Annotated in this window: 29 protein-coding genes, 3 tRNA genes and 1 riboswitch; of the genes, 7 read left to right on the forward strand and 25 right to left on the reverse strand. The window is 30.6% G+C overall.

Features of this window, described 5'->3' with window-relative positions; genetic code table 11:
- Entirely contained in the window at positions 1 to 1,137 is a 1,137-nt protein-coding gene (locus ACYU7A_RS08485; protein ID WP_460575730.1) for an ABC transporter substrate-binding protein, read from the reverse strand.
- A 228-nt stretch (positions 1,138 to 1,365) separates the two neighbouring features.
- On the reverse strand, positions 1,366 to 2,232 hold the full coding sequence (locus tag ACYU7A_RS08490; protein ID WP_460575732.1) for a T9SS type A sorting domain-containing protein: 867 nt from the start codon (positions 2,230 to 2,232) through the stop codon (positions 1,366 to 1,368).
- A 175-nt stretch (positions 2,233 to 2,407) separates the two neighbouring features.
- A riboswitch (cobalamin riboswitch) is annotated at positions 2,408 to 2,747 on the forward strand.
- An 81-nt stretch (positions 2,748 to 2,828) separates the two neighbouring features.
- Here ACYU7A_RS08490 and ACYU7A_RS08495 point away from each other — a divergent pair.
- The 5 genes from ACYU7A_RS08495 to ACYU7A_RS08515 all read left to right on the forward strand — a co-directional run bounded on the left by ACYU7A_RS08495 (position 2,829) and on the right by ACYU7A_RS08515 (position 6,947).
- Positions 2,829 to 4,781, forward strand: coding sequence for a TonB-dependent receptor plug domain-containing protein (locus tag ACYU7A_RS08495; protein WP_460575734.1), 1,953 nt, complete (start codon positions 2,829 to 2,831; stop codon positions 4,779 to 4,781).
- 136 nt (positions 4,782 to 4,917) lie between these two features.
- Positions 4,918 to 5,427, forward strand: a complete 510-nt coding sequence (locus tag ACYU7A_RS08500) for an RNA polymerase sigma factor (protein ID WP_460575736.1) — start codon at positions 4,918 to 4,920, stop codon at positions 5,425 to 5,427.
- Positions 5,414 to 5,866, forward strand: coding sequence for a hypothetical protein (locus tag ACYU7A_RS08505; RefSeq protein ID WP_345089952.1), 453 nt, complete (start codon positions 5,414 to 5,416; stop codon positions 5,864 to 5,866). Before ACYU7A_RS08500 ends, ACYU7A_RS08505 begins: the two co-directional genes overlap by 14 nt.
- Before the next feature lie 24 nt (positions 5,867 to 5,890).
- Positions 5,891 to 6,406 carry a DUF4252 domain-containing protein gene (locus ACYU7A_RS08510; RefSeq protein WP_345089949.1) on the forward strand — a complete coding sequence of 172 codons (516 nt, stop codon included), beginning with the start codon at positions 5,891 to 5,893 and terminating at the stop codon, positions 6,404 to 6,406.
- A 4-nt stretch (positions 6,407 to 6,410) separates the two neighbouring features.
- On the forward strand, positions 6,411 to 6,947 hold the full coding sequence (locus ACYU7A_RS08515; RefSeq protein WP_460575739.1) for a DUF4252 domain-containing protein: 537 nt from the start codon (positions 6,411 to 6,413) through the stop codon (positions 6,945 to 6,947).
- Positions 6,948 to 7,015: 68 nt separating this feature from the next.
- Here ACYU7A_RS08515 and ACYU7A_RS08520 read toward each other — a convergent pair whose 3' ends face one another.
- From ACYU7A_RS08520 to ACYU7A_RS08555, 8 genes are all read right to left on the reverse strand, one after another.
- The gene (locus ACYU7A_RS08520; protein WP_345089942.1) at positions 7,016 to 7,462 is read right to left on the reverse strand and encodes a sterol desaturase family protein; all 447 of its coding nucleotides are present in this window, start codon (positions 7,460 to 7,462) and stop codon (positions 7,016 to 7,018) included.
- 3 nt (positions 7,463 to 7,465) lie between these two features.
- Positions 7,466 to 8,305 carry a phytoene/squalene synthase family protein gene (locus ACYU7A_RS08525; RefSeq protein WP_460575741.1) on the reverse strand — a complete coding sequence of 280 codons (840 nt, stop codon included), beginning with the start codon at positions 8,303 to 8,305 and terminating at the stop codon, positions 7,466 to 7,468.
- A gap of 11 nt (positions 8,306 to 8,316) precedes the next feature.
- Positions 8,317 to 9,777, reverse strand: coding sequence for a phytoene desaturase family protein (locus ACYU7A_RS08530; RefSeq protein ID WP_460575743.1), 1,461 nt, complete (start codon positions 9,775 to 9,777; stop codon positions 8,317 to 8,319).
- A 54-nt stretch (positions 9,778 to 9,831) separates the two neighbouring features.
- Positions 9,832 to 10,728 carry a MerR family transcriptional regulator gene (locus tag ACYU7A_RS08535; protein WP_460575745.1) on the reverse strand — a complete coding sequence of 299 codons (897 nt, stop codon included), beginning with the start codon at positions 10,726 to 10,728 and terminating at the stop codon, positions 9,832 to 9,834.
- A gap of 243 nt (positions 10,729 to 10,971) precedes the next feature.
- Entirely contained in the window at positions 10,972 to 11,652 is a 681-nt protein-coding gene (locus ACYU7A_RS08540) for a hypothetical protein (protein ID WP_460575747.1), read from the reverse strand.
- Between the two features lie 163 nt (positions 11,653 to 11,815).
- A tRNA-Leu gene (locus ACYU7A_RS08545) sits at positions 11,816 to 11,897 on the reverse strand.
- 41 nt (positions 11,898 to 11,938) lie between these two features.
- A tRNA-Lys gene (locus ACYU7A_RS08550) sits at positions 11,939 to 12,011 on the reverse strand.
- A 29-nt stretch (positions 12,012 to 12,040) separates the two neighbouring features.
- Positions 12,041 to 12,113 (reverse strand) — tRNA-Lys (locus ACYU7A_RS08555).
- A gap of 125 nt (positions 12,114 to 12,238) precedes the next feature.
- Here ACYU7A_RS08555 and ACYU7A_RS08560 point away from each other — a divergent pair.
- A complete protein-coding gene (locus tag ACYU7A_RS08560) occupies positions 12,239 to 12,757 on the forward strand; it encodes a shikimate kinase (RefSeq protein WP_460575749.1) in 519 nt (172 codons plus the stop codon).
- Here ACYU7A_RS08560 and ACYU7A_RS08565 read toward each other — a convergent pair.
- From ACYU7A_RS08565 to ACYU7A_RS08575, 3 genes are read right to left on the reverse strand one after another with little or no spacing between them, the layout of a single operon-like run.
- On the reverse strand, positions 12,749 to 13,246 hold the full coding sequence (locus tag ACYU7A_RS08565) for a phosphoribosyltransferase family protein (protein WP_460575751.1): 498 nt from the start codon (positions 13,244 to 13,246) through the stop codon (positions 12,749 to 12,751). The two genes, ACYU7A_RS08560 and ACYU7A_RS08565, sit on opposite strands and share 9 nt — an antisense overlap.
- 4 nt (positions 13,247 to 13,250) lie before the next feature.
- Positions 13,251 to 13,832, reverse strand: coding sequence for a methyltransferase domain-containing protein (locus tag ACYU7A_RS08570; protein WP_344815117.1), 582 nt, complete (start codon positions 13,830 to 13,832; stop codon positions 13,251 to 13,253).
- Complete coding sequence (locus ACYU7A_RS08575) at positions 13,819 to 14,205, reverse strand: RNA-binding S4 domain-containing protein (RefSeq protein WP_344815116.1); 387 nt, start codon at positions 14,203 to 14,205, stop codon at positions 13,819 to 13,821. The genes ACYU7A_RS08570 and ACYU7A_RS08575 overlap by 14 nt, the downstream gene beginning before the upstream one ends.
- 79 nt (positions 14,206 to 14,284) lie before the next feature.
- Between ACYU7A_RS08575 and ACYU7A_RS08580 the strand changes: the two genes are divergently transcribed.
- A complete protein-coding gene (locus tag ACYU7A_RS08580; protein ID WP_460575753.1) occupies positions 14,285 to 15,424 on the forward strand; it encodes an FKBP-type peptidyl-prolyl cis-trans isomerase in 1,140 nt (379 codons plus the stop codon).
- A 39-nt stretch (positions 15,425 to 15,463) separates the two neighbouring features.
- Here ACYU7A_RS08580 and ACYU7A_RS08585 read toward each other — a convergent pair whose 3' ends face one another.
- The 12 genes from ACYU7A_RS08585 to ACYU7A_RS08640 all read right to left on the reverse strand — a co-directional run bounded on the left by ACYU7A_RS08585 (position 15,464) and on the right by ACYU7A_RS08640 (position 25,882).
- Entirely contained in the window at positions 15,464 to 16,183 is a 720-nt protein-coding gene (locus tag ACYU7A_RS08585; RefSeq protein WP_460575755.1) for a DUF4369 domain-containing protein, read from the reverse strand.
- A gap of 85 nt (positions 16,184 to 16,268) precedes the next feature.
- The gene (locus ACYU7A_RS08590; RefSeq protein ID WP_460575756.1) at positions 16,269 to 18,128 is read right to left on the reverse strand and encodes a M61 family metallopeptidase; all 1,860 of its coding nucleotides are present in this window, start codon (positions 18,126 to 18,128) and stop codon (positions 16,269 to 16,271) included.
- A 62-nt stretch (positions 18,129 to 18,190) separates the two neighbouring features.
- A complete protein-coding gene (locus ACYU7A_RS08595; RefSeq protein WP_460575759.1) occupies positions 18,191 to 19,588 on the reverse strand; it encodes an alpha/beta hydrolase family protein in 1,398 nt (465 codons plus the stop codon).
- Between the two features lie 5 nt (positions 19,589 to 19,593).
- Positions 19,594 to 20,178 (reverse strand): YIP1 family protein, encoded by a 585-nt coding sequence (locus tag ACYU7A_RS08600; RefSeq protein WP_460575761.1) that lies wholly within the window; start codon positions 20,176 to 20,178, stop codon positions 19,594 to 19,596.
- A gap of 2 nt (positions 20,179 to 20,180) precedes the next feature.
- On the reverse strand, positions 20,181 to 20,459 hold the full coding sequence (locus ACYU7A_RS08605; RefSeq protein WP_460575763.1) for a DUF2089 family protein: 279 nt from the start codon (positions 20,457 to 20,459) through the stop codon (positions 20,181 to 20,183).
- 171 nt (positions 20,460 to 20,630) lie between these two features.
- Positions 20,631 to 20,906 (reverse strand): TIGR03643 family protein, encoded by a 276-nt coding sequence (locus tag ACYU7A_RS08610; RefSeq protein WP_298306501.1) that lies wholly within the window; start codon positions 20,904 to 20,906, stop codon positions 20,631 to 20,633.
- A 103-nt stretch (positions 20,907 to 21,009) separates the two neighbouring features.
- On the reverse strand, positions 21,010 to 21,837 hold the full coding sequence (locus ACYU7A_RS08615) for a sterol desaturase family protein (RefSeq protein WP_460575765.1): 828 nt from the start codon (positions 21,835 to 21,837) through the stop codon (positions 21,010 to 21,012).
- A gap of 34 nt (positions 21,838 to 21,871) precedes the next feature.
- Positions 21,872 to 22,474 carry an alpha-ketoglutarate-dependent dioxygenase AlkB family protein gene (locus ACYU7A_RS08620; RefSeq protein ID WP_460575767.1) on the reverse strand — a complete coding sequence of 201 codons (603 nt, stop codon included), beginning with the start codon at positions 22,472 to 22,474 and terminating at the stop codon, positions 21,872 to 21,874.
- 65 nt (positions 22,475 to 22,539) lie between these two features.
- Positions 22,540 to 23,262, reverse strand: a complete 723-nt coding sequence (gene aqpZ, locus ACYU7A_RS08625; RefSeq protein WP_460575769.1) for an aquaporin Z — start codon at positions 23,260 to 23,262, stop codon at positions 22,540 to 22,542.
- A 28-nt stretch (positions 23,263 to 23,290) separates the two neighbouring features.
- On the reverse strand, positions 23,291 to 23,662 hold the full coding sequence (locus tag ACYU7A_RS08630) for a DoxX family protein (RefSeq protein ID WP_460575771.1): 372 nt from the start codon (positions 23,660 to 23,662) through the stop codon (positions 23,291 to 23,293).
- 77 nt (positions 23,663 to 23,739) lie between these two features.
- On the reverse strand, positions 23,740 to 24,645 hold the full coding sequence (locus ACYU7A_RS08635) for a DMT family transporter (protein WP_460575773.1): 906 nt from the start codon (positions 24,643 to 24,645) through the stop codon (positions 23,740 to 23,742).
- Between the two features lie 70 nt (positions 24,646 to 24,715).
- Positions 24,716 to 25,882: a DUF1501 domain-containing protein gene (locus ACYU7A_RS08640; RefSeq protein WP_460575775.1), complete on the reverse strand. Its 1,167-nt coding sequence runs from the start codon at positions 25,880 to 25,882 to the stop codon at positions 24,716 to 24,718.
- Positions 25,883 to 25,887 lie beyond the last annotated feature (5 nt).

Here is a 25,887-nt window from a genome sequence, read left to right on the forward strand (position 1 = left end):
TTATTTTAATTTTTCAAAAAAGAATGGTTTGTAACCAGTCAATAATTCGGGATGTAGTATTTTGACAATATCTTTTAGGACAATATCTGGTCGATTTGGAGCTAATTCATAGTATAAAATACCACCAGTTTTACCTTTTCTTCCACTAAACGAATATACATTTTTATTTTTAAATGCACTAAATTGTGCGTAATGTGGATTAGCGTCTGTCATTTCCTTCAAAGTAGAAAATTGTCCTGATGTAATCCATAAATCGGCTTCTTTTGCCTTTTCTAAAACAGTTTCAAATGATAACGATAAACTTCCTGTACCAGTTGTCTCTGCCCACAAATAGTTGCCTTTAGCTTCTTTTAATAATTGACAACCCCAACTTGTACCTTGTGGTAAATACCATTTATCTTCAAACATATCACCAGCTAATATTGTTGGATTAGAGGTTGCTTTTTTAGCAATTTCTAATGTTTTTAAATAGTCCTTTTCAATTTTAGTAAATATTTTATTAGCCAATTCTTGTTTCCCATATAATGCTCCAAAAAACTTAATCCATTCTGCTTTTCCTAAAGGAGTTTGTTCGTTCCAATCGCCATTAAGTAACACTTTTAAACCATTTTTTTCTAAATTGTCTAAGGTCGGATTGCTGTTATCTAATCCATATCCAATAATGACTTCAGGTTGTAAATCAATTAGAACTTCGGTATTTAAGGATTGATTGGTTCCTAATTCTTTTACTTTTTTTGCATCGATTAATGCACGAACTTTTTGCGATGAAATATACTTCAAATTTGGAAAACCAATTAAAGAATTTTCTTCTCCAAGCATTTCCAATGAAGGAATATGAGTGGTAGAAGTAACCACAATATTTTTTATAGGAACATTTATTGTAAGATTGTTTTTTAAAGAATCTGGAACAATTCCATTTTTTTCTTTAAGAATGTAAGTGTAGATTTTGTTTGCCTCTGGCCAAGGATTAGAAACCTTAACAATAGAAAACCCTTCATAGTTTATAATCGAAAATCCTTTGGCATATTTTACTTCGTTTACAGGAATTATTACATCGGCATTGCTAACTTCTTTTTTGCATTGAACAAAGCTGAAAACAATTAGTAACGAAAAGAAGGATTTTAAAAAACGCGACATTGATTATTTTTTTTGCAAAAGTAAAACAATGTTTTTACAAATTGACTTTTGTGTAACATTTGATGCAAAATCTAAATTTAAAGTAAAGTAACTTTGATGAAAATTAAATCATGAGAGATAATTCAAATACTTTTATGTACGTCGTAGGTGGAATAATTCTACTTCACTTTGTCGTTGGATTTGTTTGGTTGATTTTTAAATTTTCTAAAAAGAAAGACGATAAATAATTTACTTTTTAATTAATTTAAAATTTCCGCTTTTACCATTTTCTAATTCAAGGTTTAAAAAATAAATTCCAGAATTTAGTTGTGATGCAATAGTGTCAAGTTCATTTTTTGAAGTTGTTGCAATTAACAGTTTTCCAGATATATCTACAAGAGAATAGTTTAAAATAGTTTCTTCTGTCTGAATATCAAAATCACTTGAAAATGGATTTGGAGAAATTGAGATATTATATTTTTCAAACTCAGTTGTTTTTAGTAGATAGGCAGGCGATGGGTATTCAGTTTGACTAATTACAGAGTTATAATTATCTAAAGCATTTTTAAGTAAAACATTATCACAATCACAAACAACATTGTAATATCTTAATAAGTCATTATTCGTTGAATTTGGTGAATACTGTACATAATAATATACGTTGTAAGTTTGAAATATTTGATTCAATCCTGCATCGTTTGTTACAATGATTCCATTATTTACTCCAATTGGAACACCAATATTTATATTTGAAATTTGAGCTAGTAAGTTATCCTTAAATGGGCTTGCATAATTTGTTACCCTTGCTTTTTGAATCACACTTGAATAGGCCAAAAGGTCAGATGCTAGTTGAGAATAATTGCAATTGTTACACCATATTTCTACATGTCTTCCATTAAATGGAGGATAAAGGTGGCCTTCTTTTGATATATATTGAAATACATTATGTGCTTGTAAAATCTGATTTAAACCAATATCATTTGATTCAGTTGTATTATTTGTAGTAAAATTGAAGGCTGGTGCTCCAATATTTTGATTAGCTAATCTAATTTCAACAACATTGTTTTGTGTAAAGCCAATGTTAGAAAATAATAATATGAGTAATAGTTTTTTCATATATGTAAAATTTTATTTTTTAGCAATCATATATGGTATCACATTTATTTATTTGTGTTTGTTTACACAAACGTTTTGTTGATTGCGATTTCATAATCAGATGATTAAATCAATTACGAAGTTACGATAATTTATTTGTAATTAATTAGTTTGTCAAATGGTTTTTAAAAAATTACATTTGCACTCGTATTTCGGTTGTGACTTTGAATTTTTTCAGAGAAACATTAAAAGGGAAGGAAGTAATTGAAGATTGAAGATTAGCGATTTCTGATTTTAGATGTAAAATCAAAATTCAAAAATCATCTTCAAAATTCAAAAATCTTACGCTGTACCCGCAACTGTATGCTACAAAGCTTGTTGTTATCTACAAAACCATTGTTTGAATATTTTGGAACGAAGAATTTTTGATTAAGACTTTAAAATCCTAAATCTAAAAATCCTAAATCCTAAATCTAAAATGAGAAGGTAAACATCAAGACGCAAGCCAGGAGACCTGCCATATACACTGAGTATCAAACTTTCGGGAAAAAAGGTTTGGGTATGGGTAATTCTGTGCTTTTCTCCCATTATTATTAAATTATTGTTTAACAAAAAAAATGAACAAGAATTTCATTCGTATCAGTGCAATTGTAGCATTGATGTCAACTTGTGGCTATGCCCAAGAAAAAGATTCCACTAAAGTGAATCAACTTCAAGAATTGGTAATTTCGGATACCAAATTTGCACAAAGCAAAGAAAAATCTGGAAAAGTAATCACCAAAATTTCTGCCGAAGAACTTCAGAAAAAATCGGGACAATCTTTAGCTACTGTTTTAAGTTCGGTTGCAGGAGTAGAAATTAACGGAAATCAATCTGCCAACGGAAAGAACTTAGGTTATTACATTCGTGGTGGAAAAAATCAACAAGTTTTAGTTTTGATAGACGGAAATCCTGTAACAGATGCATCCGGAATTAGTTTCGAATATGACTTGCGTTTACTTCCGGTTGATCAAGTAGAGAGTATCGAAATCATGAAAGGTGCTGCTAGTACATTGTATGGAACTGGTGCAGCCACTGCTGTTATCAATATTATTCTTAAAAAATCAAGCAAAAAGCCACTTCAAGCTAACGCTTATCTAAATATTGGTTCCAATAATACTTCTACTAATAGTAAATACAATGGTCAAGATTTTAATCAAGGTTTTTCTGTAAATGGAACAGTAAAAAAAGTGAATTATTTAGCGTCAATCAATAGTACAGAATCAGATGGAATGTCTCAAATTGCTGCTCTAGAAAATCAAACCTATGAAAACGACCGATTTTCAAGAGTCAATTATATGTCTAAAATTGGTTTTAAAGCATCAGAGAAGTTGACTTTAGATTTCTTCGGAAATTATGATGTGCTAAAAAACGATTATGATTTTTCGTTTGATAATACAGGTTTTAATGACACCGATTTGAATAAAAGTAATACTGAACAATTTCGTTTCGGATTTTCACCAAAATATAAATACAATCGAGGTGAGTTTGTAATTAATTCGAGTTTTACAAAGCTGCAACGTGATTATTCGGAGTTTAATTCTTGGACAAGTGTTATAGAAAATTCTCTTTATGAATCAAGAGGTATTAATTTGGATGCTTTCAATAAATATAAAGTTACAAATGATTTCTTTTTAGTAACAGGTGTAAATTATCAATTTTACGATATGTTTAGTGAAACTCCTTATGCTAATATCACTAGGGAATCAACAAAATTCAATATGATTGATCCTTATTTAACAGGAGTTTATACTTCTAAATTTGGATTAAATATTAATGCTGGTGCAAGACTAAACGTTCATAGTGAATATGGAAATCAAGTAGTTTATAACATCAATCCATCGTTTAGTTTTGGAAAAGAAGTTCCGGTAAAATTGTTAGCTTCATATAGTACAGCTTATGTAACTCCAAGTTTATATCAATTGTATTCAGAATTTGGAAATACTAAATTAACACCAGAAAAAAATGCAACTATCGAAGCTGGATTTGAAGTTGGATTATTGAATAAGAAATTAATTTTTAATGCAGTAGCTTTTCATAGAGAACAAAATAATAGTTTCGGATTTTATTTTGATAATGTAACTTTTGATTCCTATTATGTTAATATTGAAGGAATTAATAAAGCAAAAGGAGTAGAGACTGAGTTGAGTTATACTTTAAATAGTAAGTTTAAACTAAACGCAAATTATACCTTTACTCAAGTAGATAAAAATTTAGATCGATTGATACCAAAGCATAAAGCTAATGCTTCAGTTGATTATTTTGCTTCTGAAAGATTATTTTTTAATGTAAATTATCAATACTTAGATGGTAGAAAAGATGTTTACTTTGATGGAAACACTTTTGGAACTGCTTCTGTAAAACTAGGTTCCTATCAATTGGTTAATGCTTTAGTAAAATATAAATTGATAAAAAATAGATTGTCAATTTTTGGCGCAGCTACTAATATTTTAAATGAAGACTTTACAGAAAATATTGGTTATTCAACACGTGGTCGAAACTTCCGATTGGGATTGAATATCAGTTTATAAGATTTTTTTAAATTGTTTTTTTTATAACGCTTTCAGAGGATTTTCTTTGAAAGCGTTATTTTTTTTGTAAAAAAATTAAAGTATCTTGTAACAAAATAAATAGTGACTCGTCTTCACTATATAACCAACCAAACAAATGCAACAAAACGAGTTCATAAAGATAGTTTCACCATTTAAAGATAAACTCTTTAGATTGGCAAAACGACTACTCGTAAGCACAGAAGAAGCAGAAGATGCAACTCAGGAAGTTCTTGTGAAATTGTGGACTAAAAACGAAACACTATCAGAATTGAAAAGTGTTGAAGCTATGGCAATGACCATGACAAAGAATTATTGTCTAGATCAATTAAAGTCGAAACGAGCAAGTAATATGACGATTGTTCACAATAATTACGCTGACAATCAGGCGAGTTTGCAACAAAAGTTAGAGGATGAAGATAGTTTGAGTTGGGTTGAAAAAATAATTAACGATTTGCCAGAACAGCAAAAGTTGATTATTCAAATGAGAGACATTGAGCAATACGAATTTGAAGATATTGCAAAAATACTAGACATGAGTGAGGCAACTATTAGAGTATCACTTTCACGAGCTAGAAAAACGATTAGAGAAATAATGACCAAAACACATAATTATGGCATTGGATAGAATAGAAAATTTAATAGACAAATACTTTGAAGGAGAAACAAGTATTGCCGAAGAAAATGAATTAAAAGTTTATTTTTCTTCCACAGATGTTGCGCAGCATTTGAAACAATACCAAACCATTTTTGGTTATTTCTCTCAAGCAAAAGAGCAACAGTTTACGCAAGAAATTCCACTACAAACTAAAAAACGAAATGTCGTATTGTGGTTATCTATTGCAGCATCAGTTGTGGTAATGCTTGGTGTTGGTACGATGATGTACTTTAATAATGATAAAGAAGAACAATTTGTAGCTTGTTCTCCAGAAGACAATCCGGAGTTGGCACTTCAACAAACAGAGAAAGCTTTAGCATTAGTTTCAGAACATTTAAATACTGGCATAGAAAGTGTAAGTTATATTAATGAATATGAGCAATCAAAAAACAGAATTTTTAAAAAATAATCAGTCAAAAAACGAATAGAAATCATGAGAAAATTAATTTTAATTATCGCTTTAGTATTAGTTTCTAATACATTATTTGCACAATCAGTCTTTGATAAATTTGATAATCAAGACGATATCACTACTATTATTGTAAACAAAAAAATGTTTACCATGTTGAGTAAAGTAGATGCTAAAGACAAGCAATCACAACAATACATCAACTTAATCAAGAAGTTAGACAACTTAAAAGTGTTTGTAACTGCTAATGACAAAAAGAGTGACGATATGAAAGCAGTTGCTGATAAATATGTCAAGTCTGTTGGATTAGAAGAGTTAATGAGAATAAATGAAAAAGGTAAAACAGTAAGAATTTATGTTAAATCTGGTGCAACCGAATCTCAAGTAAAAGAACTTTTAATGTTCATTGAAGGTTCAGGAAAAGAAGAGTCTGTATTGATGTCTTTAACAGGAAACTTTGATTTAGATGAGCTTTCTGCACTTACAGATAAAATGAATTTACCTGGTGGTGCCGAGTTGAAAAAAGCTGGTAAAAAATAATATCATGAGAGTAATCACCTTTTTAGCTATCGCTTTGAGTTTACTTTTATTCAGTTGTAATTCGGAGCCAAGTTTACAGAAATATTTTGTTGACAATCAAGAAAAACCTGGTTTTGTGGTTGTAGATGTTTCTCCAAGTATATTGAATTTAGATAAAACTAAGTTAACAGCAGATCAAAGTAAAGCATTGTCATCTTTTGAAAAAATGAATATTTTGGCTTATCAAATTAACGATAAAAATAAATCGGAGTTTGATGTAGAAAGAAAGAAAATCAATGAGATTTTGAAAGATACTACCAATTATCAGCAATTAATGAAATTTGGTTCTGGTAAAGATGGAGCTTCAATAAGTTTTGTTGGTGATGAAGACCATATAGATGAATTCATCCTTTACGGAGCTAAAAGCGATAACGGATTTGCAGTAGTTAGAATTTTAGGAAAAGATATGAATCCTGCAGACGCAATGACTTTTCTATCGGTTTTGAAAGAATCTAATATCGATATGAAGCAATTAGAAGCATTAAAAGGATTAATGAAATAGTTATTTAATAATTATAAAATTGAGGTTAGTTGTAAAACAAAATCCGATTCATTACGAATCGGATTTTTTTATTTTTGTTTGAAATATTTAAAAGGAACTACTAACATTCCAAAACATTCTCCATGTTCTTTTCCAATATGTTTGTGGTGCATTTTGTGAGCTCTTCTCACGGCTTTAGCATAACGATTATTGGCATTTCTAAACATTTTAAAGCGTTGGTGAATAAAAATATCATGAACTGTGAAGTAAGCCAATCCATAAGCGAAAATTCCTAAACCAATAGCTAAACCTATTTCTAAGATGTCATTTTGCCAAAGCAAGAAAAAACCAATACTAACTACAGCATAAAAGATGAAAAACGCATCATTTCTTTCAAACCACGAATCGTGATCTTTGTTGTGATGGTCTGCATGAAGATTCCAAAGAAATCCGTGCATAATGTATTTGTGACTAAACCAAGCCATGAACTCCATGACGGAAAAAGTAACAAAAAAAACTAAGATATGTAACCACATAATTTATATAATATTTAATTTATAAGAGAAATAACATTTTGCAAAAAGACCATATTTTTGATAATCATGAACTCTAATTCTAGTATTTTTAATTTCTGTTGAAGGTGTTTTCTTTAATTTTGAAAGTAATTTTTTATAATAAATATAAGCTGTATAAACACCAAATTTAGCTTCCAATGGCAATCCAACAATTCCTTGGTAACCTGCTTCAAAATCGGCTTCTATTTCTCTAATGATTTCATTTTTTGAAGCTTCGTCTAATTTTGTTAAATCGGTATTCGGAAAATAAGTACGACTTAAATCTTCAAAATCGGCTTTTAAATCTCTAAGAAAGTTTACTTTTTGAAAAGCCGAACCCAATCGCATTGCCGAATGTTTAAGCTCTTCATATTTTGCTTCGTTTCCGTTTACAAAAACCTTCAAACACATCAAACCTACAACATCTGCCGAACCGTAAATGTATTCGTTGTATTCTTCTTTTGTTTTGTATTCCGATTTAACCAAATCAAGTTTCATACTTTTCATAAAAGCATCGATCAGATCATTTGGAATTTCATATTTGTGAACCGTGTGCTGAAACGAATTTAATATCGGATTCAAACTGATTTTACTTTGTAAAGCGGCTTCCAAATCTTTTTCAAATAAATTGAATAACTCTTCTTTGTTGTAATCGTGAAAGGAATCAACAATTTCGTCAGCAAAGCGCACAAATCCATAAATATTATAAATATCTTGTCGGATACTTGGAGCCAACATTTTTACAGCAGAGGAGAACGAAGTGCTGTACGACTTGGTTACATTCTTGCTACATTCAAAAGATACGGTGTCAAAAAGTGATTTCATCTATTTAAATTTTAGCGGTGTTTTTTTATTAAATCTGCAACAAGTTTTCCCGAAATTAATGCTGGCGGAACTCCTGGTCCAGGAACTGTTAATTGTCCTGTAAAGTATAAACTTTTAACTTTTTTACTTTTCAATTTTGGTCTCAAAAATGCTGTTTGTAATAACGTGTTTGCCATTCCGTAGGCATTTCCTTTATAAGAATTATAATCTTTTATAAAATCATTTACACAGAAGGACTCCTTAAAGATAACATTATTTTTTAGACTTTGCGCTGTTAATTTTTCTAAACGTGTCATAATTTTTTCAAAATACATTTCACGCAACTCATTTGTATCGTTCAATCCTGGTGCTAAGGGAATCAAAAATATAGCAGCTTCTTTGCCTTCTGGAGCCGAATTTGAATCGGTTTTAGAAGGAAAACTTGCATAAAACAATGGATCTTTCGGCCATCTCGGATTATCATAAATATCTTGTGCATGAACATCAAAATCTACGTCAAAAAATAATGAATGGTGTTCTACATTTGCAATTTTTTTATCAAAACCTACGTAAAATAGGAGAGAAGAAGGTGCGAAAGTTTTCTTTTCCCAATATTTTTCTGAATAAGCACGGTGTTTTTCATCCAATAAAGTTTCTGAATGATGATAATCTGCTCCTGATAAAATAATATCTGCAGTAACTCTTTCGCCATTTACAACCAATGCGGTCGCTTTTCCATCAGTAACTTCAATTTTTTCAATATTGGAATTCACATTGATAGTAACACCAAGTTCTTTAGCCAATTGTTCCATCGCAAGAACTACTGAATACATTCCGTTTTTTGGATGCCAAGTTCCCAATCCGAAATCGGCAAAGTTCATAAAGTTATAGAAAGATGGTGTGTCAGATGGTTTTGCACCCAAAAACAAAACAGGAAATTCTAATATTTGAACTAACTTTTTGTTTTTAAATCGGCGTCTAATGTCTTTAGAAATATTCCCGAAAAACTGGTTTACTTTTAAGGCAGTTTCAACTGTAATTAATTCCAAAGGAGAAACTCCTGGACGATAAACTAAATCTTTGATGGCAATTTCGTAGTTGCTTTGCGCTTCTTTCATAAAAGAGGCCAATTTTTCACCACTACCTTTTTCGATAGACTCGAAAGTTGTAATAATTTCTGGAAGATTATCTGCAATGGTTACAAATTCATTCACTCCAAAATACACTTGGTATGCTGGAGAAAGTTTTATTAATTCGTAATAATCAGAAGGGTTTTTGCCGAAATCATTGAAGAATCTTTCAAAAACATCGGGCATCCAATACCAAGTTGGTCCAATGTCAAAAGTGAAACCATCTTTCTTTAGTTGTCTAGCTCTACCACCAATGGTGCTGTTTTTTTCATAGATAGTTACTTTGTTGCCTTCTTTTGCCAAATAGCAAGCTGCAGCCAAAGCTGAAAATCCTGAACCTATTATTTTTATATTTTTTCTCATATTGTTTAACAAAAATAGTAAAAAGTTAAACAATAAAAAATTTTTATGAAAATTTTATAAGTTTTCAACTAGTTCATTTATTGTTTTAAACTGTCTAATCTTGTTATTTAAGTTCTTTTGGTCAACGTGTTCTGTCATTCTTCCCATCAACCATAGTTCAGAAGTATCGTCTAGAATTTGCTCTTTTAATTCTTTGATGTAATTATTTACATTAGCTTTTTCGGGCTCAACCGTCATGTAACAAATGTAAGTGATGTTATTGAAGTATTTTTTTAAATCTTTTAAACTTTCCATGGGAACACTTTCGCCAAGGTAAATGGTTTTGTAACCATTCAAAAGAATGTCATAATTCAAATACATCAATCCCAATTCATGAATTTCATTCATAGGTAGATATAGTACGAATAATCTGTCTTCTTTGGTTGGTTTTTGTGTCTGAATTTTCTCTGTATTAGTAAGTAATTTCAATTTTATTAGATAACTAATAAAATGTTCGTGCGCTGGCGTAATCGTATCAGATTGCCAAAGAAAACCAATTTCTTCCATCAATGGAATGAAGACTTCAAAGAAAACTTCTCTAAATGATTTTTCAGAAAGTAAAGTGTCGTAAGTATTGAAAAATAGCGTTTGATCAAAATTCATCATAGCCAATTTAAAAGAACTTATAGCATGACTTTTAGCACTTTTAGCAGAAACAATATCGCGAACTAATTCAGGAATTTTTTCTTGAGACATTTTTGAAATTTTCGAAATTTTATAGCCATAATCGTGCAACAATGTAATATTCAAAAGTTTTTGCAACGCATTCAAATCATAAAAACGAATGTTGGTATCCGTACGCATTGGTTCCAAAACATTATATCGTTTTTCCCATATTCTAATGGTGTGCGCCTTGATTCCAGATAGGTTTTCTAAGTCTTTTATGCTGAAAGTATTTTTAACACTGTTCATTGTTTTAATATTTTTGTTAAACAAAAGTACTAAAAAAATTAAACAAATGATAAAATTTTGGAATTATTTGGGAAATTGGGTTGGGAATTAGGAAATTTTTGAAGGTTTTAACGTTCCGCGGCTTCAAGAGGCTGCGAACTTCGTAACCGCGTACTTTCGGCTAAGATAAAAATTCCTGCGATAGAAAAATATGAATTTACCGGATATTTCGCAGTCTCTTGAAACCGCTGTTAGTGGCTGCCGCTATGGTAACTTTATCTGAGTTTCACTTTTATCTTTACAGTTTCCTTTCGTATACCTAATAAGTAAACTTTTGTTTCCCGTTTCATAAATAGTGTCTATTGTTAAATTGGGCATCACTGCTTCTTCACATAAATCTAAACTGATTTCTCTCTTCTTTAATGTTTTTAGATTTTGCAGAATTATTTTCTTTGTGTCAATTGAATCAGCAAAAGCTATATAATTTTTGATACTATCGGAATAAAGATAAAATAGAAAGTCACTAACCTTTTCTTTACCACTTATATTTAAGAGCTTTCCATTCCAGCACATTGTGCCGCAACCTTGACGAACAAACACATAGTCGGAATTGTCCCATTCAATGAGTGAATGTGAAGCTGCATAAGGATTATCTGCAATTTGATATCTGTATATTTTTCCAGATTTAGTCTTGATATTCAAATAGTATAAATCTTTTGATTGACTTCCTCGCAATTCGATTTCATTTTCTGAGTCGGATTTATATTTTTGAATAAGTAAAGTATCAGCGTCCCAATATTTTTCGGAATCAGATTCGGTAACAACTTTATTTTCTATTACAGCGGAATCCTTCTTTAAACTATTTTCTGTTACAGTAGAATTCTTCTTTTTACAGTTGAGCAGCAATATGCATATTGATAATAAAAGTACAATGTTTCTTTTCATATTGTTTGCGGTAAGTTTTTTGAGCGGTTGCCACTAACTTATAAATAGCAGCTACAGTATTAATAAAAATCAAATATACTAAAAACAAACCTCATTAAAAACAAAAAAATCCAAGCCAAAACTTAAATAACTTTAAATTTTAACTTGGAATTTCATTCATCCGTGACTTCGATGGGATTCGAACCCACACGCCTTTCAGCACTACCACCTCAAAGTAGCAAGTCTACCAATTTCTCCACGAAGCCGTAAATAAAAAAAGCCAAGCAAAATGCTCGACTTTATTTTGTGACCTGGCTGGGGCTCGAACCCAGGACCCCATCATTAAAAGTGATGTGCTCTACCAACTGAGCTACCAAGTCATTGCTTGAAGAAATTTTATAAAAAAAAGTGACCTGGCTGGGGCTCGAACCCAGGACCCCATCATTAAAAGTGATGTGCTCTACCAACTGAGCTACCAAGTCATTGCATTTCCTCAATGCGGGTGCAAATATAAGGCGATATTATTTATTTTTCAAAGCAATTTTGTTTTAAATTTACCTTTTTTTAATATTATCTCTTAATGCCTTAATTTATAAGGTTTTATTTTATGAAAAAAGTTGTTTTAATAGGTTATATGGGAAGCGGTAAGTCGGTTGTGTCTAAAAAATTAGCACAACAGATTGGATTTTCCGTCGTGGAATTGGATGAAATGATCGAAGAAAAATGCGAAATGTCTATCGAAGCACTTTTTTCTACCAAAGGCGAATTATTTTTTAGAAAACAAGAACACCAACTTTTTTTAGAATTACTTTCAGATGAGAAAAATAGCGTCATAAGTACCGGTGGAGGAACACCTTGTTATTTCAATAATCATGAGTTATTGAATGGAGATAACGTGGTTTCTATCTATTTAAAAGCATCGATTGATACATTATATAATCGTCTTTTAAAAGGAAAACAAAAGCGTCCTTTGATAGCCAATTTAGATGATAATGAAATTAAAGAATTCATAGCAAAACATCTTTTTGATAGAAGTTTTTACTACAATCAAGCGACTTTAAAAGTAAATGTTGATGGTAAAAATATTGATGAAATCGTTGCTGAAATTGCAAGTTTATTAGCTTAATTCGGCAAAACTATTATTGTCTTCAAATACAACAGAAACATGTTCATGTGAAGATGTTGAAAGCGAAATTCCTTTAAAATCAACTTTTATTGGATATTTTTTATGGTTTCTATCTACTAAAACCGCAGTTTTGAATTTCTTTAAAGGAACATCCAAGAAATGCTTCACGCCATACATTAACGTTGAACCTGAATTCAATACATCATCAACTAAAACAATGCCTTTATTTTGATATTCTTCTTTTGAGATTGAGGTAGTTATTTCTGAATTTAGATTTGTTTTATCGATTTTTACTTCGCATAAAATTACTTTGATTGGTGAAATTGAATGTAAAGAAACCGCTAGTTTTTCTGCTAAAACATAACCATTGGAAGCTATTCCTGCCAAAACAATGCTTTCTTCCTCTACGAAAGTTTCATAAATTTGATAAGCAATTCTCTTAATTTTATGTTCAATTTCTTGATGTGTAAGAATGATATTTTGGCTCATGGTTTTATTTTTTTGTAAATATAAAAAAGAGTTCGTTTCCTTGTCTAGGTTTTATTGAATTATGTGCAGTTTCTAATGTTTTTAAATAGAAATCATTTTCAAATAAAGAACTATATTCTTCTTTCGAACCACCAAAAGGCGGACCAACTTCGGTTAAAGGAAATTGAAATAACAATCCTGCTAATTTTCCATTTGGATTTAATAACTCTTTCATTTTTTGGACATAATCTTTTCTTAAAGAAGGTTCTAAGGCACAAAAGAAGGTTTGTTCAATAATTAAATCATAGTTGTTTTCATGTTCAAAAAAATCTGATTTTATTAGTTGATTTGGATTACAATTAGGTACTCTTTTTTGAATGTTATCCAAAGGAGATTGGGCAAAATCTAACACAAAAACATTTTGAAAACCATTGTCCATTAAGTAATCAAATTCATGACTATTTCCTGCTCCTGGAATTAAAATCTTGATGGATTTGTCTTCAATTTGGTCGATGTATTCTTTTAAAGGAGTTGAGATAGTGCCAATATCCCAACCAATTTCGTTATTCTGATAACGTTCTTCCCAATAGTTGCTATTCAGTTTCATCAATATCAGTACTAAATTCTATGTCATCCAAATCGCGTCGGTCTTTTTTAGTTGGTCGACCAGTTCCAGTTTTTCTGTAATGTTCTTTTGATAATTTTAATAATTCTAAATGAGCAAAAGATTCGGCTGGAGTTTCATCTTTTCGATAAACATCAACAAGTTTTGCGCCAACACGATTGGCAGGAACATCCAAAACAGAAATTATATGAGTAATTTGGTCTTTTCTAAAGGTAATTTTATCGCTCGGGAAAACCTCTTTAGATGCTTTGGCAACTTGACCATTCACAGTTATATGGTTCTTTTTACAAGCTTCAGTAACCATATTTCGGGTTTTATAATATCGAACACACCATAGGTATTTATCTACTCTCATAAAAATATCTAAAATCAACGTTAAATAGTTTACAAAAATAAATCAATATTGTATCTTGCGCACTTAAAATTGATTAATAATGAATAATATTTTTAAAATACTTTCAGCAGTAGTATTTTGTGGTCTTTTAGCATCTTGTAGCAAGAGTGATGACCCAGTAACGCCATTAAGAGATTATGCAGAACAATATGCAGCTGATATTGACTCAATTGATGATTACATCGATACGCATTACATGACAGTTGATCCAACAAATTTTGATGTGACTTTTACTGAAATTCCTACTGGTGGAACTCAACAATCTATTAGAGCGCAAACATTATATCCACTTAAAGATACTCTTGTAAAAGAGGATGGTATTGAGTATAAAGTATATTATATTAAGTTTAGAGAAGGTGATGCTGTAAATGGTAGACGACCAACACAAGTAGATTCTGTTTACGTTTCTTATAGAGGAACTAGATTGACCGACGATCAATTTGATGAAGCTACAAACCCTGTTTGGTTTGGTTTGCAAGATGTCATTACTGGTTGGACGCATATTATGCCACGTTTTAAAACAGGGACTTATACCGTAGCTTCTGGTTCAAACCCGATTACATTTAACAATTTTGGTGCAGGTGTTATGTTTTTGCCATCTGGTTTAGCATATTATAATAATGGTGCTGGTTCCATTCCTTCTTACGCTCCAATAATTTTTAGCTTTAAATTATATGAATTAAGATATCGTGATCATGATAGAGATGGAATTTTATCTAAAGATGAAAGATGGTTAAGTTCTAATGCACCTTCTAATCCTGCTGATCTTTTATCGCCGAATAATGTAAAATTTAGATGGAGAGAGAATCCATTTTTAGGATATGATTATGATGGAGATGGAGACGTAGAAATTTACGATACTGATGGAGATGGAACACCAAATATGTTAGATATAGATGATGATGCTGATGGTATTCCTACTAAGCTTGAAAGAAAATATACCATAACTTCAGGAGTTGCTCCAAATATAATTGTTAATACTTATTATTATCCATTTAATGGCGCTGCAGTTGATAATACTGCAACTCCTATAGATGAAAGAAGAGGTATTCCGAGAAAGTTTACTGGATTTAATACTTCTACTAACACGATTCAAGGAGTACAAGCAGATTTTACTGATCCAGAAAGATTAAGAAGACATTTAGATCCAACATGTAAACCTCCTTATGGAGAAGATTAATAAAAAAAATGCCGTTCAAAATTTTGAACGGCATTTTTTTTATTTAGTTTCTTCTAACTTCTTTCTTTCTTCAATTAATTGTTTTAATTGTTTTCCGTAAATCGATTTTGAAATTTCTGGCGTAAGTGATTTTTGAATGGTATCAAGATATTTTAAATTGATATCGTAGATTTCTGCAACGGCTACATAAGGAGCAACAGCATGACTTGCATTGTTAACAGCAAAATTTGTTGTGTAAAGATATTTTCTCTTTAAGATATTATCTTGTTCTACTTGAATTTTGGCTAATTCTGCAGTGTTTTTATTTTTAAACGCAGTAAACCTTTTTTTAACTAATTCTAAATTTTCATCTACGTAACGCGATACTACTTTTTTGTATTCGTCATATAACTCTTGATTTTTAGAACCTGTAATTTTTGCGTCAGCAGTAAAAAATTCTAAAGATGATTCAATATTAATTTTTCCTGGTTCAACAAAGAACGGAAGATTGTTGTCAACAGAATTAGAAACTCCTCTATCTAAGAAAAGGTAAAGCATTTCTGGTGAATCAATATTCATTTCGCTTGTAAAATGAGAGTCACCATCAATAATAATGGTATCAATAGCTACAAGAGTAGTGTCTTTAATTCTTTGAATGTATAAAGTTCCTTTTTTTAAACCTTTAATATTACCGGTTATTTGAAGGTTTTTGTCTGATTTTTTTTCAGAACATGAAGTGATTACTACAAGTGCTAGTAAAGCAATAATTATTTTTTGCATGGTTTATTTTATTTTCGGCAAAATAATAAAAAAATCCTCAATCTATTGCATAAATTGAGGATTTAAAAAATGGATATATTCAAGTTTATCCTTTTAACCAAGCTTCTTTTAAAGTTTGTTTTGCTGGTTCCACTACTTGATAGCCTTCAGACTCTTGGTAAGACAAGATTGCTTTACCAGTCAATGTTTGTTCTTTACCATCTCGTTTTACTTTTATAGTTACATTCTCACCGTCTTTCCAGTTTTGAGAAGCAGTCATCATTTCAGACAAAGTATCAAGATTGTAGTTAGTACCATTTAATGAAAGAATGACATCATCCGCTTTCAATCCGATATTGGTCATAAAAGTACTTAATTCTGTATTGTTTCTAACTATGATTTCTTTGGTTGTTGGGTTTCCAGAAATTCCAGCCGATTTAGAACTGTTTAAGAATGGATTTACCGCTTTTTTAATTTTCCCTTTTGCAATTCCAACTTTAGCAAAATAAACTTCATATGGAATTGGAGTAGGACCAGCAACATAGGTATTTAAAAATTCACCTACTTCTGGATAAGTCATTTCGGTTATTCTAGCAAAAAGTTCATTGTCATTAAATGGTTTTGTTGGACCAAATTCATTAGTAAGTTTTTGCATCATATCTAAGATTCCTCTTTGTCCATTACTTTTTTCACGGATAATGATGTCAATGCACATTCCAATTAAGGCTCCTTTTTCATAAACGTTTAGATATTGACCTTTGTATGGGTCAACAAGAACATTTTGACTCATGGTTGTAAAAGGCATGGTGTCATTCATACGTTTTGCACCCTTTATTTTATCATCCATTCTTCTGTAAAATGCATCTTCAGTAATTAAACCTTGGTTTACTTGAAATAAGTTTGCAAAATATTCGGTAACACCTTCATACATCCATAAATGTTGTGACATTTTAGGTGAATTAAAATCGAAGTAATGAATTTCATTAGAGTGAACTCCAAGTGGTGTTACAATATGAAAGAACTCGTGCGATACTACATCAATAATTTGTTTTCCTAATACACCAGTTGGCATCATTTCTGGAAAAACTACTGTTGTAGAACTGTTATGTTCTAAAGCTCCAAAACCTTTTGCATCAGTCTTTTTCATTTCAGAAAGATAAAGAAGGACAGTATATTTTTTATTACTATTTACAGCTCCTAAAAATTTCTTTTGAGCACGCATACATTTTTCTAAATCAGCAGAAAGTGCTTTAGCAGTATGTTTTTCATTTGGTGAATAAACGCTAAAAAGGATTTCCATTCCGTCTACATTGAAAGTAATGTAATCAGGTTTAGAATACATTATAGGATTATCTACTAAGTCATTATATCTTGAAACAACAAAAGTATCTGATAAATTACTGCTGTCAGAATCGACTAATGATGTAGCTCCAAAAAGATTTTCAGAATGGGTAATATTTAGCTTATAAGTCAAATCTTTTTTGTCTTCAAAATAGCCTACAAATCCATGATTGTTTAGCATGAAATTTTTACCTTCTAAGATGTTTGTTCCTGCAGGAGAGAATACACCACTTCCAAATCCACCTCCGCCTTCAATATCATAAGTGTCATTAACTAAATAGGTAATTTTATCTAATTTTTTAGCTTCTTTTATAGTCCAAGAGTTAGTGCTTAGTTTTTCAACTTGTAAAGCATTTCCTTTACTATCAAAAGCTTTCATATCATCAATGAATTTCCCATAATCATCCTCAGAATATGTTCCCGGAATTATTTTTGGTAGGTGATATACAACTTCATCGGTTGTGATAGTTGGTGCACTAATAGAAACTAAAAGTTTATCATCTTTTACGTCGTTTAAGTTGATGCTTACTACAACTTCAGATTTTTCAGAAGAAACTGCTGTCGAAGTTGGTTTACAACCGAAAAGTAAAGTAGCAACTGCTAAGGATAGGATTATTTTTTTCATAAAGTATCAAAATTTCTAACAATAGGTAGCTAATCTAATAGATTTGTTACAAAGTATTTAAATTATTTTACCTGAATTTTTATCCAATTTAATATTTCAGTCAAAGCTATTGGTGAAATGGTTTGTTCAATTTTATCATATTCACTTGGAGCACCTGTTGTACATTCTTGAAACAAATGATTTAGATTAGGAAGTTCTTTGATTGTAACTTTTTTGTTTTTAGCTTTAGCTAAAGCATTTTTTATGGCTTCCAAATTTTCTTTTGCTGGAACTTGCAAATCTTTTAATCCATTAAGTGCAAGAACTGGACATTTTACTTTTTCTAAGGCAATACTTGGATCTAGTTTTATAAAATATTTTATCCATGTTTCTGTATATTGATTTATTTGAAATTTAATGTATTGATCTTTAGTCATTCCTTCAGGATATTTTATATTAGGAGTTTTACTAATTGCCTCTTCAAAAAGATTGGTTAAATCAGCATTAAGTATAGAATCATCAGTAGATTTAATTATTAAATCAAATATTTTTTCATTGAAAAGTTTTCCCTCGTTTATGTTTTCTTCAGTTGTACCATCAGCTCTTGAAATTAATTCTTGTTGTAATAAAAGTAATTTATCGCCTCTCAACCCAGTTCCTGCAAGTAATACAATAAAACTTACATTCTTGTTTCTACTAGCTACCATTGGAGCTACAACGCCTCCTTCACTATGACCAATAAGACCAATACTTTTTTTGTTTATTTCTTTTCTGCTAAGTAAATAGTTTACTGCTGCTTCTGTATCATAAGAAAAGTCTAAAGTTGTTGAAGAGGCATAATTTCCTTTAGATGAAGCAGTTCCTCTGTCGTCGTATCGTAAAACGCCAATTCCGTTTCTTGTTAAATAATCTGAAATTACTAAAAAAGGTTTATGCCCAAGAAGTTCTTCATCACGATTTTGTGGACTACTTCCCGTAATTAGTATTACTACTGGAAAGTTTCCTTCTTTGCTAGGTAGTGTTAAAGTTCCAGCAAGTGTTACTCCGTCTTTTTTGTTTTCAAAAGTAACTTCTTCAGTATAGTAAGGATAAGGTTTTTTTGGTTCTTGTGGTCTAACCAAAGCCACTTTTACCACTTTTTCTCTAGATAATTCCATTGGGAAACTTTGTCCAACTTGTTTGAAAATTCCTTTTATTTTATTGTTTTCAAAAGTTCCTTCATATTCAATTCTACCTGCTGGAATTGCAAATTTGAAAGTAGCATTTTCAAAACTTGTTGTTGTAATTGGTATGCCAAATGCTTTTTGCTCAGGACTGTCCATTGTTGATTTATAACCATTTTCAGTTTTGGTAACATTAATTTCAATAGGTAATTGAGCTCCTGGAACTTTTAATAATCCATACCATTTACCTGTAATATCTTGTCCGAAAGTTGTTAACGACAAGAAGAATATAACGATTGTTATTGATGCTTTTTTCATTTTATCTAATAGTTTAGTTTTAGTATTATAATTTTTGATATCACTTCAGCTAGAATTATTGCTAAAGCAAAAAGTAAAATATGTTTTGCTTCTTTTGAGTTGGTTGCAGTTTTGAATCCATTGAAAAGAAGGATTATTGACCAAATTAAGCAGGCAAATGTTGCAATTCCAGAAAATACAAGTAGAGCCATTTCTGAATTTTCAATATTGATTTGTTTGTTTTTTGAAACCATATTTATTAGTTTTTCAGTAACCAAATACATTTTGTTGTTTACATTGAAAAATAATAGGAAGTAAAAAGGAATTTTTGCAATTAGGCTTGTTGCTATAATGTCAATAAAGCGTGTTTTTTTATTTACTATTTTGCCAACAAGAAATAAAAGTGCTGATAGAATAAAAATATTTATTGTTAAATCAATTGCTGTTGTTGCAATAGATGTTTTTTCTATAAAATGTAAATCAAGAACACCATCGAATCGTCCATTAAAGGCAAGTGCTAGAAAGCATCCGATGATACCTGCTAAAATTCCAAATGTTATTAATTGCTTTTCGGAATAGTTTTGAAAAGGATTAAATATTATTTTTTTCATACTTATTGTTTGGATTTTAAGTGATTTATTTTGTTGATAATATCATCCAATTTGTTTCTTACAGTTGGATAACTATTTCCCATTTGAGTAGCCATTTCTTTTAAACTACCGCTGGTTAGAAAAAATTGTAAGATAAAATTCTGCTCTTCTTCGGTAATTTGAAGCAGTAATGGAAGGGAATAATTACCAGAAACAGATGTAGCGCAATTGCTACAACTTAATTGTGTTACTGAAAGAGAACTTTCACAACTTGGACATTGAACTGGAAGTTTTGGTTGCATAATATTGAAATTATAATAAACAAAATTAAATTATATTTAATTAATAATTAATAAAATTAATATTTATTTTAAATAAATTTATTAAAATGTTTTTTAAGTCAGTAAATAAAGAATGTTATAAAATAAAAAAAGCGATAATTTCTTATCGCTTGGAAGTTATCTGATTATGTCTTAATCAAATTTATTTTTCATGTAATATTTACCATCTAAATCGTCAAAGTCATCATCAACCATTGGTTTTGGCTTTGGTTTACTTGCTGCAACTTTTTTCTTCCAAAGTTCAAAATTGTCTTTGGATAATCTTTTTCGCATCAATTCGGTAACTTCATTTTCAGTTATTCCAAATTCAGCTTTTAATACTTCAAAAGGTTTTCTCTCCTCTTGAGCCATACTTACAACTCGCTCTAATTGTTCGTCGTCAAGTTCTACTCTTTTACTTTTTTTCATTAGTCGAAAAGCACAATTTTAATGTTAGTTCTTTTTTATCAATCAATTTATATACCAATATTAAGAAAAAAAATAATTACTTTTTAATTTGTTTATAAAAATTTTATTCTTCTTGTGGTATACGAGTTTTCTGAAATGGAATTTTCAACAAACTAACAAGTTTATTATTCTCATTTGGATCCATGTGTGTGTCAACTCCATAAATGATAGTTTCTCTTTCCATATAGCTAAATGTCCCAAAAATTCTATCCCAAATTGAGAAGATATTTCCATAATTACTATCAGTATAAGGAAGTTTGTAATGATGATGAATTTTATGCATATCTGGTGAAACTAATATGTAACTCATGACTTTATCTAATTTTTTTGGCAAACAAATATTGGCATGAGTAAATTGAGTTGCAACAACTGATAGTGTTTGGTACATAAATACCATCCACATTGGACTACCTACAATAAGAACTCCTAAAGTTGTAAAAACAAATCGAATTACACTTTCTCCAGGATGATGACGATTTCCAGATGTGGTATCAATGTAGGTATCTGAATGATGAATTAAATGAAAACGCCACAATAATTTTACTTTGTGTTCAGTAAAATGTGCCAAATAAGCTCCAATAAAATCCAATAAAAGTATTCCAACTACAGTAAAAGCTATTGGATTCATTTTTGGTAACCAGTTTAATATTCCGAATTCTTTAATAGTTGTATAATCAGCTGTTTTTAATAAAATAAAAGCCAATGCAAAATTTACTATAATTGTAGTTATTGTAAAAAAGATATTAATTCCGGCATGTTGCCATTTATTATATTGAAATTTAAAAAAAGGAATTGCGCTTTCAATCAACCAAAATATAGCAATTCCACCAGCAAGAATTAAAGCTCTGTGTAAAGAGGGAATGCTTTCAAAATAATGTATTATGTCATTCATAGAAATTTGATTTTTATCAAAAATAATCAAAATATTATTTGATAATGCGAAAGGTTAAATTAATTCTTGGTTGTAAAGTTTTGGCAGTCTTCGGAATTTGATGTTTCCAAAAATGTTGTGTTTCTCCTTTCATAAGTAATAGACTTCCATTTTCTAGAGTGATTTTAAGTTTAGCATCACTGATAGTATTATGTTGTAAGTGAAAACTTCGTTCGGCTCCAAAACTTACAGAGGCAATTACTGGATTTCGACCTAATTCCTTTTCATTATCGGCATGCCATCCATTACTATCTTTACCATCTCGATATAAATTGAGTAATACAGTTGTGAAATTTTCAAAACAAACTTCTTCAATTTCATTTTTAATAAACATCAATAATGGATTCCAATGATGAGGTTGCATCACAATATTGGAATAGGAGTAGGGCTTACCTTCGTTTCCAAAAAGACAAGTTAATCTAGGTTGTGGGTGTGTTTTGCCAAAAACGGTAATGTTGTCTTGTTGCCATGGAATTTCATTTAATAGTTTTTCAAAAAGCATTTTAGATTTTTCTGCATCAAAGAAATTAGGGTAATATGCAATATCTGCATTGGGTAAATCAAAAATTATTTTTTCGGAAGGGAATAATGAATTCATCTTTCAAAAATAAAAAAAAACGACGGAATATTTTCCGTCGTTTCAATTTAATTAAGATGAATTAATTATTCGTTATCTGTTTTTTGAAGAAGATTTTTATATATAAGCCCACCGACAATGGCTCCTAATATTGGAGCTACCCAAAACAACCATACTTGTCCTAAAGGTTCTCCTTGTGTAAACAATGCTTGAGATAGAGAACGAGCTGGATTTACAGAAGTATTTGTAATTGGAATACTAATTAAATGTATTAAAGTTAAAGCTAAACCAATAGCAATTCCGGCAAATTTTCCGTTAGCAAATTTATCTGTTGCTCCAAGAATTACTAATAAGAAAAACATAGTTAACAAAAATTCGGCAGTAAAGCATGAAATCATTGAGTATCCATCCGGAGAAAACTTACCAAAACCATTAGATGCAAAAGCACCAGCACTAGTGTTGTCTATAACATTTCCAGTTTTACCCGACCAAATATAAAAAAGTGATCCAGCAGCTGCAATAGCTCCAACACATTGCGCAACAATGTATGGTATTAAGTCTTTTGCAGAAAAACGTCCGCTAGCCCAAAGTCCAAATGATACAGCTGGATTAAAATGTCCGCCAGAGATATGACCAACAGCATAAGCCATTGTTAACACAGTAAGTCCAAAAGCCAAAGCTACACCTAAGAATCCAATACCTAAATGGACACCAGTAGGAGTTACGTATCCTGCTGCAAATAATGCGCTACCGCATCCGCCAAAAACAAGCCAATAAGTTCCAAAAAATTCTGCTAATAGTTTTTTCATATTTATTTAGTTTAGTTATTATTTATTTCTATATAATTCTTGTGAAATCTGCATATTGATATGCCCAAAGCATGAGAATAAATTGTAATGGTATTCTCAAGTACAATAGCCATTTAGGAAGACCTAAACTAGCTTTTGGGTTAATTAGCATATAGATATTAGCAGGAAAAATAAGTAGTAAAAGTATTATTATTGAAATTGCTGCCAAGTTTGAAAAAATAGGTATACATAAGTATATTCCAAACATTATTGCTAATAAACCACTTAATTCGTTTATGAATTTTTTATTTGTTAAGAAAGGAGGAATTATTTTATAATATACTTCAGGCTTTCTAAAATGATTGATTCCGGCGAGTATGTAAAACACTGCCATGACATAAAGGTGCCAAGGTTTGTCCATTTAGTTTGTTGTTTTGTTTTACGAATGTAAATAAAAATTAACAAAAAAAATGAACTTGTAGAATTAGTTTGACAAACTTATTGGTTTTTTGACAAAAAATTAGATTTAATATTCATAATAATAATGGCAATAATGATTAAAATTATACCAATCCATTGAATGAAAACTACTGTTTCACTTAGTATAATATAGGCCATTAGCACAGAAACAGGTAGTTCGAGTGCAGAAACAATACTGCCAAGACCAATTCCAGTAATAGGAAATCCAGCATTCATAAGAATAGGAGGAATGATAGTTCCAAATAAGGCTAAGAAGATTCCCCATTTTAAGAAAATATCAAAATTGAAAGGTGTATTTTGTGTAAATAATGCGAATCCAAAAACGATAATCGCTCCGCCCAATAGCATATATAAACTTCTTTGCGCAGATGAGATTCCTAAAGCAATTCTATTGGCGGTGAACATCGTTGTTGTAAATGAAGCAGCAGCTAGTAATCCCCAAAAAATACCTCTCCAGTCTATGGCTACTTTACTATTTAAAATATTTGTAGCTAAAATGGTACCTAATAGTACTATCAATACAGCAATAGTTTTTTGAGTAGATGGTTTTCTTTTTTCAAGAAACCATTCTAATAAAACACCCATCCAAACAGTTTGCATTAATAAGACAATAGCAATTGATACATCAATATAGCGTACACATAAATAGTAGAAAACACTTGTCATTCCTAAAGAAGTTCCAGCCAACATTAACTGAAAAATGTTCTTTGGAGTTGCTTTTTCAACAGCAGTTTTAGAAGTCGATTTTTGAAAGGCATTAATCAATAGCATTCCGAGAATTCCGTAAATGAATTGCGATATGGTAACTTCAGCTGTTGTATAATTTTCTTGATAAGCAAGTTTTACAAAAGTGGCTAGCATTCCGTAACTTGACGCACCAAGACCTACTAAAATCACACCTTTAAGGACACTATTCTTTAACATTTTTTATTTTTTAAAAAGCCGACAAAGATAGTCCTTTGTTAATGAGTTCAAAAGTTTATCTACTTAAAGTTTAGAATAATCCTTCGAGTGGTTTATTGTTGATGCCGATTTTAGAGTAATCAAAATTCATTTTTTGTTTTAACAAAGTTGCATAAACACTTCTAAAATCAATTTGATGTTTCAAATCCCCATTGTCTAAATCAGATAAATTTGGATTGTTTCCTATTATTTTAGATTTGTTATTTCCTCCAATAATAAACATTGGTGCTGCTGTTCCGTGATCGGTTCCATTGCCATTGTCTTTGACTCTTCTTCCAAATTCTGAAAAGACTACAATCGTCACATTTTGAAGTAATTGCGCTTTTTTCAAATCGGTATAAAAACTAAAAATGGCATCGTTCAATTCGGTTAATTTTCTTTTGTGAATGTCCAATTGATTGTCATGTGTATCAAATCCGCCAAGTGAAGTGTAATATACTTTTGAGTTCAAATTTCCTTTGACTAATCGAGAAATCCATTCTAGATTTTTTGCCAAACCTGTTTTTGGATAACTAATTTCTGCAGTTGATTTAGATAATGCTTTTTGAATATCATCTGAACCTTCTGTAACGGAGTTGGCAATTTTTCTAACAAAATCCAATTGTGGATTGTCAGATAATTTTACATTTTCTTCTTTTTCGCTTCTAATTTTAAATCGTTTTGGATCTTTTACTGTGATTGAATTGGGTTCGACACCTTTTAAAGCTAAATTGTCAATAGAATCTAAATTAATTCCAGCTGTTGGTTGGTGTTCTTTACATTGCAAATCTAAATAACGACCAAGCCAACCTTCATTCAAATATTTATTAGAATCGGTAGCTGTTTGCCAAATTTCTTGACTTCTAAAATGAGAACGAACTGGTTCTGGATAACCTACATTTTGAATTACTGACAAATCTCCGTTTTGTTGCATTTGAGCAAAATCTTTCAAAGCCGGATGAAAAGCCATTCCTTTATTTTTTCCAATTACATCATTTTTATTGATGGCAATTTTAGTTCGAAGGTCATAATATAAAGGGTTCTCGTATGGAATGAAAGTATTCAAACCATCATTTCCACCATTTAATTGAATAAAAACCAAACATTGCTCTCCGATTACCAAATTATTTTGAGAACCAAAAGCATGTAAAAAATCAGGAAGCAAAAGCATTCCTCCGGTGAACGTTCCTGTGAGCGATAAAAAGTTTCTTCTGTTCATAATTT

Source organism: Flavobacterium koreense, assembly GCF_054776075.1.

Bases quoted from the DNA above. Each gene is read 5' to 3' on its own strand.
- ACYU7A_RS08605 (WP_460575763.1), bottom strand. From the start codon at position 20,459: ATGCAACCAAAACTTCCAGTTCAATGTCCAAGTTGTGAAAGTTCTCTT.
- ACYU7A_RS08580 (WP_460575753.1), top strand. From the start codon at position 14,285: ATGAATAATATTTTTAAAATACTTTCAGCAGTAGTATTTTGTGGTCTT.
- ACYU7A_RS08535 (WP_460575745.1), bottom strand. From the start codon at position 10,728: ATGAACAGTGTTAAAAATACTTTCAGCATAAAAGACTTAGAAAACCTA.
- ACYU7A_RS08600 (WP_460575761.1), bottom strand. From the start codon at position 20,178: ATGAAAAAAATAATATTTAATCCTTTTCAAAACTATTCCGAAAAGCAA.
- ACYU7A_RS08565 (WP_460575751.1), bottom strand. From the start codon at position 13,246: ATGAGCCAAAATATCATTCTTACACATCAAGAAATTGAACATAAAATT.
- ACYU7A_RS08590 (WP_460575756.1), bottom strand. From the start codon at position 18,128: ATGAAAAAAATAATCCTATCCTTAGCAGTTGCTACTTTACTTTTCGGT.
- ACYU7A_RS08610 (WP_298306501.1), bottom strand. From the start codon at position 20,906: ATGAAAAAAAGTAAAAGAGTAGAACTTGACGACGAACAATTAGAGCGA.
- ACYU7A_RS08560 (WP_460575749.1), top strand. From the start codon at position 12,239: ATGAAAAAAGTTGTTTTAATAGGTTATATGGGAAGCGGTAAGTCGGTT.
- ACYU7A_RS08640 (WP_460575775.1), bottom strand. From the start codon at position 25,882: ATGAACAGAAGAAACTTTTTATCGCTCACAGGAACGTTCACCGGAGGA.
- ACYU7A_RS08505 (WP_345089952.1), top strand. From the start codon at position 5,414: ATGGCATTGGATAGAATAGAAAATTTAATAGACAAATACTTTGAAGGA.
- ACYU7A_RS08520 (WP_345089942.1), bottom strand. From the start codon at position 7,462: ATGTGGTTACATATCTTAGTTTTTTTTGTTACTTTTTCCGTCATGGAG.
- ACYU7A_RS08615 (WP_460575765.1), bottom strand. From the start codon at position 21,837: ATGAATGACATAATACATTATTTTGAAAGCATTCCCTCTTTACACAGA.
- ACYU7A_RS08495 (WP_460575734.1), top strand. From the start codon at position 2,829: ATGAACAAGAATTTCATTCGTATCAGTGCAATTGTAGCATTGATGTCA.
- ACYU7A_RS08510 (WP_345089949.1), top strand. From the start codon at position 5,891: ATGAGAAAATTAATTTTAATTATCGCTTTAGTATTAGTTTCTAATACA.
- ACYU7A_RS08570 (WP_344815117.1), bottom strand. From the start codon at position 13,832: ATGAAACTGAATAGCAACTATTGGGAAGAACGTTATCAGAATAACGAA.
- ACYU7A_RS08500 (WP_460575736.1), top strand. From the start codon at position 4,918: ATGCAACAAAACGAGTTCATAAAGATAGTTTCACCATTTAAAGATAAA.
- ACYU7A_RS08490 (WP_460575732.1), bottom strand. From the start codon at position 2,232: ATGAAAAAACTATTACTCATATTATTATTTTCTAACATTGGCTTTACA.
- ACYU7A_RS08575 (WP_344815116.1), bottom strand. From the start codon at position 14,205: ATGAGAGTAGATAAATACCTATGGTGTGTTCGATATTATAAAACCCGA.
- ACYU7A_RS08530 (WP_460575743.1), bottom strand. From the start codon at position 9,777: ATGAGAAAAAATATAAAAATAATAGGTTCAGGATTTTCAGCTTTGGCT.
- ACYU7A_RS08540 (WP_460575747.1), bottom strand. From the start codon at position 11,652: ATGAAAAGAAACATTGTACTTTTATTATCAATATGCATATTGCTGCTC.
- aqpZ (WP_460575769.1), bottom strand. From the start codon at position 23,262: ATGAAAAAACTATTAGCAGAATTTTTTGGAACTTATTGGCTTGTTTTT.
- ACYU7A_RS08635 (WP_460575773.1), bottom strand. From the start codon at position 24,645: ATGTTAAAGAATAGTGTCCTTAAAGGTGTGATTTTAGTAGGTCTTGGT.
- ACYU7A_RS08525 (WP_460575741.1), bottom strand. From the start codon at position 8,305: ATGAAATCACTTTTTGACACCGTATCTTTTGAATGTAGCAAGAATGTA.
- ACYU7A_RS08630 (WP_460575771.1), bottom strand. From the start codon at position 23,662: ATGGACAAACCTTGGCACCTTTATGTCATGGCAGTGTTTTACATACTC.
- ACYU7A_RS08515 (WP_460575739.1), top strand. From the start codon at position 6,411: ATGAGAGTAATCACCTTTTTAGCTATCGCTTTGAGTTTACTTTTATTC.
- ACYU7A_RS08620 (WP_460575767.1), bottom strand. From the start codon at position 22,474: ATGAATTCATTATTCCCTTCCGAAAAAATAATTTTTGATTTACCCAAT.
- ACYU7A_RS08585 (WP_460575755.1), bottom strand. From the start codon at position 16,183: ATGCAAAAAATAATTATTGCTTTACTAGCACTTGTAGTAATCACTTCA.
- ACYU7A_RS08595 (WP_460575759.1), bottom strand. From the start codon at position 19,588: ATGAAAAAAGCATCAATAACAATCGTTATATTCTTCTTGTCGTTAACA.
- ACYU7A_RS08485 (WP_460575730.1), bottom strand. From the start codon at position 1,137: ATGTCGCGTTTTTTAAAATCCTTCTTTTCGTTACTAATTGTTTTCAGC.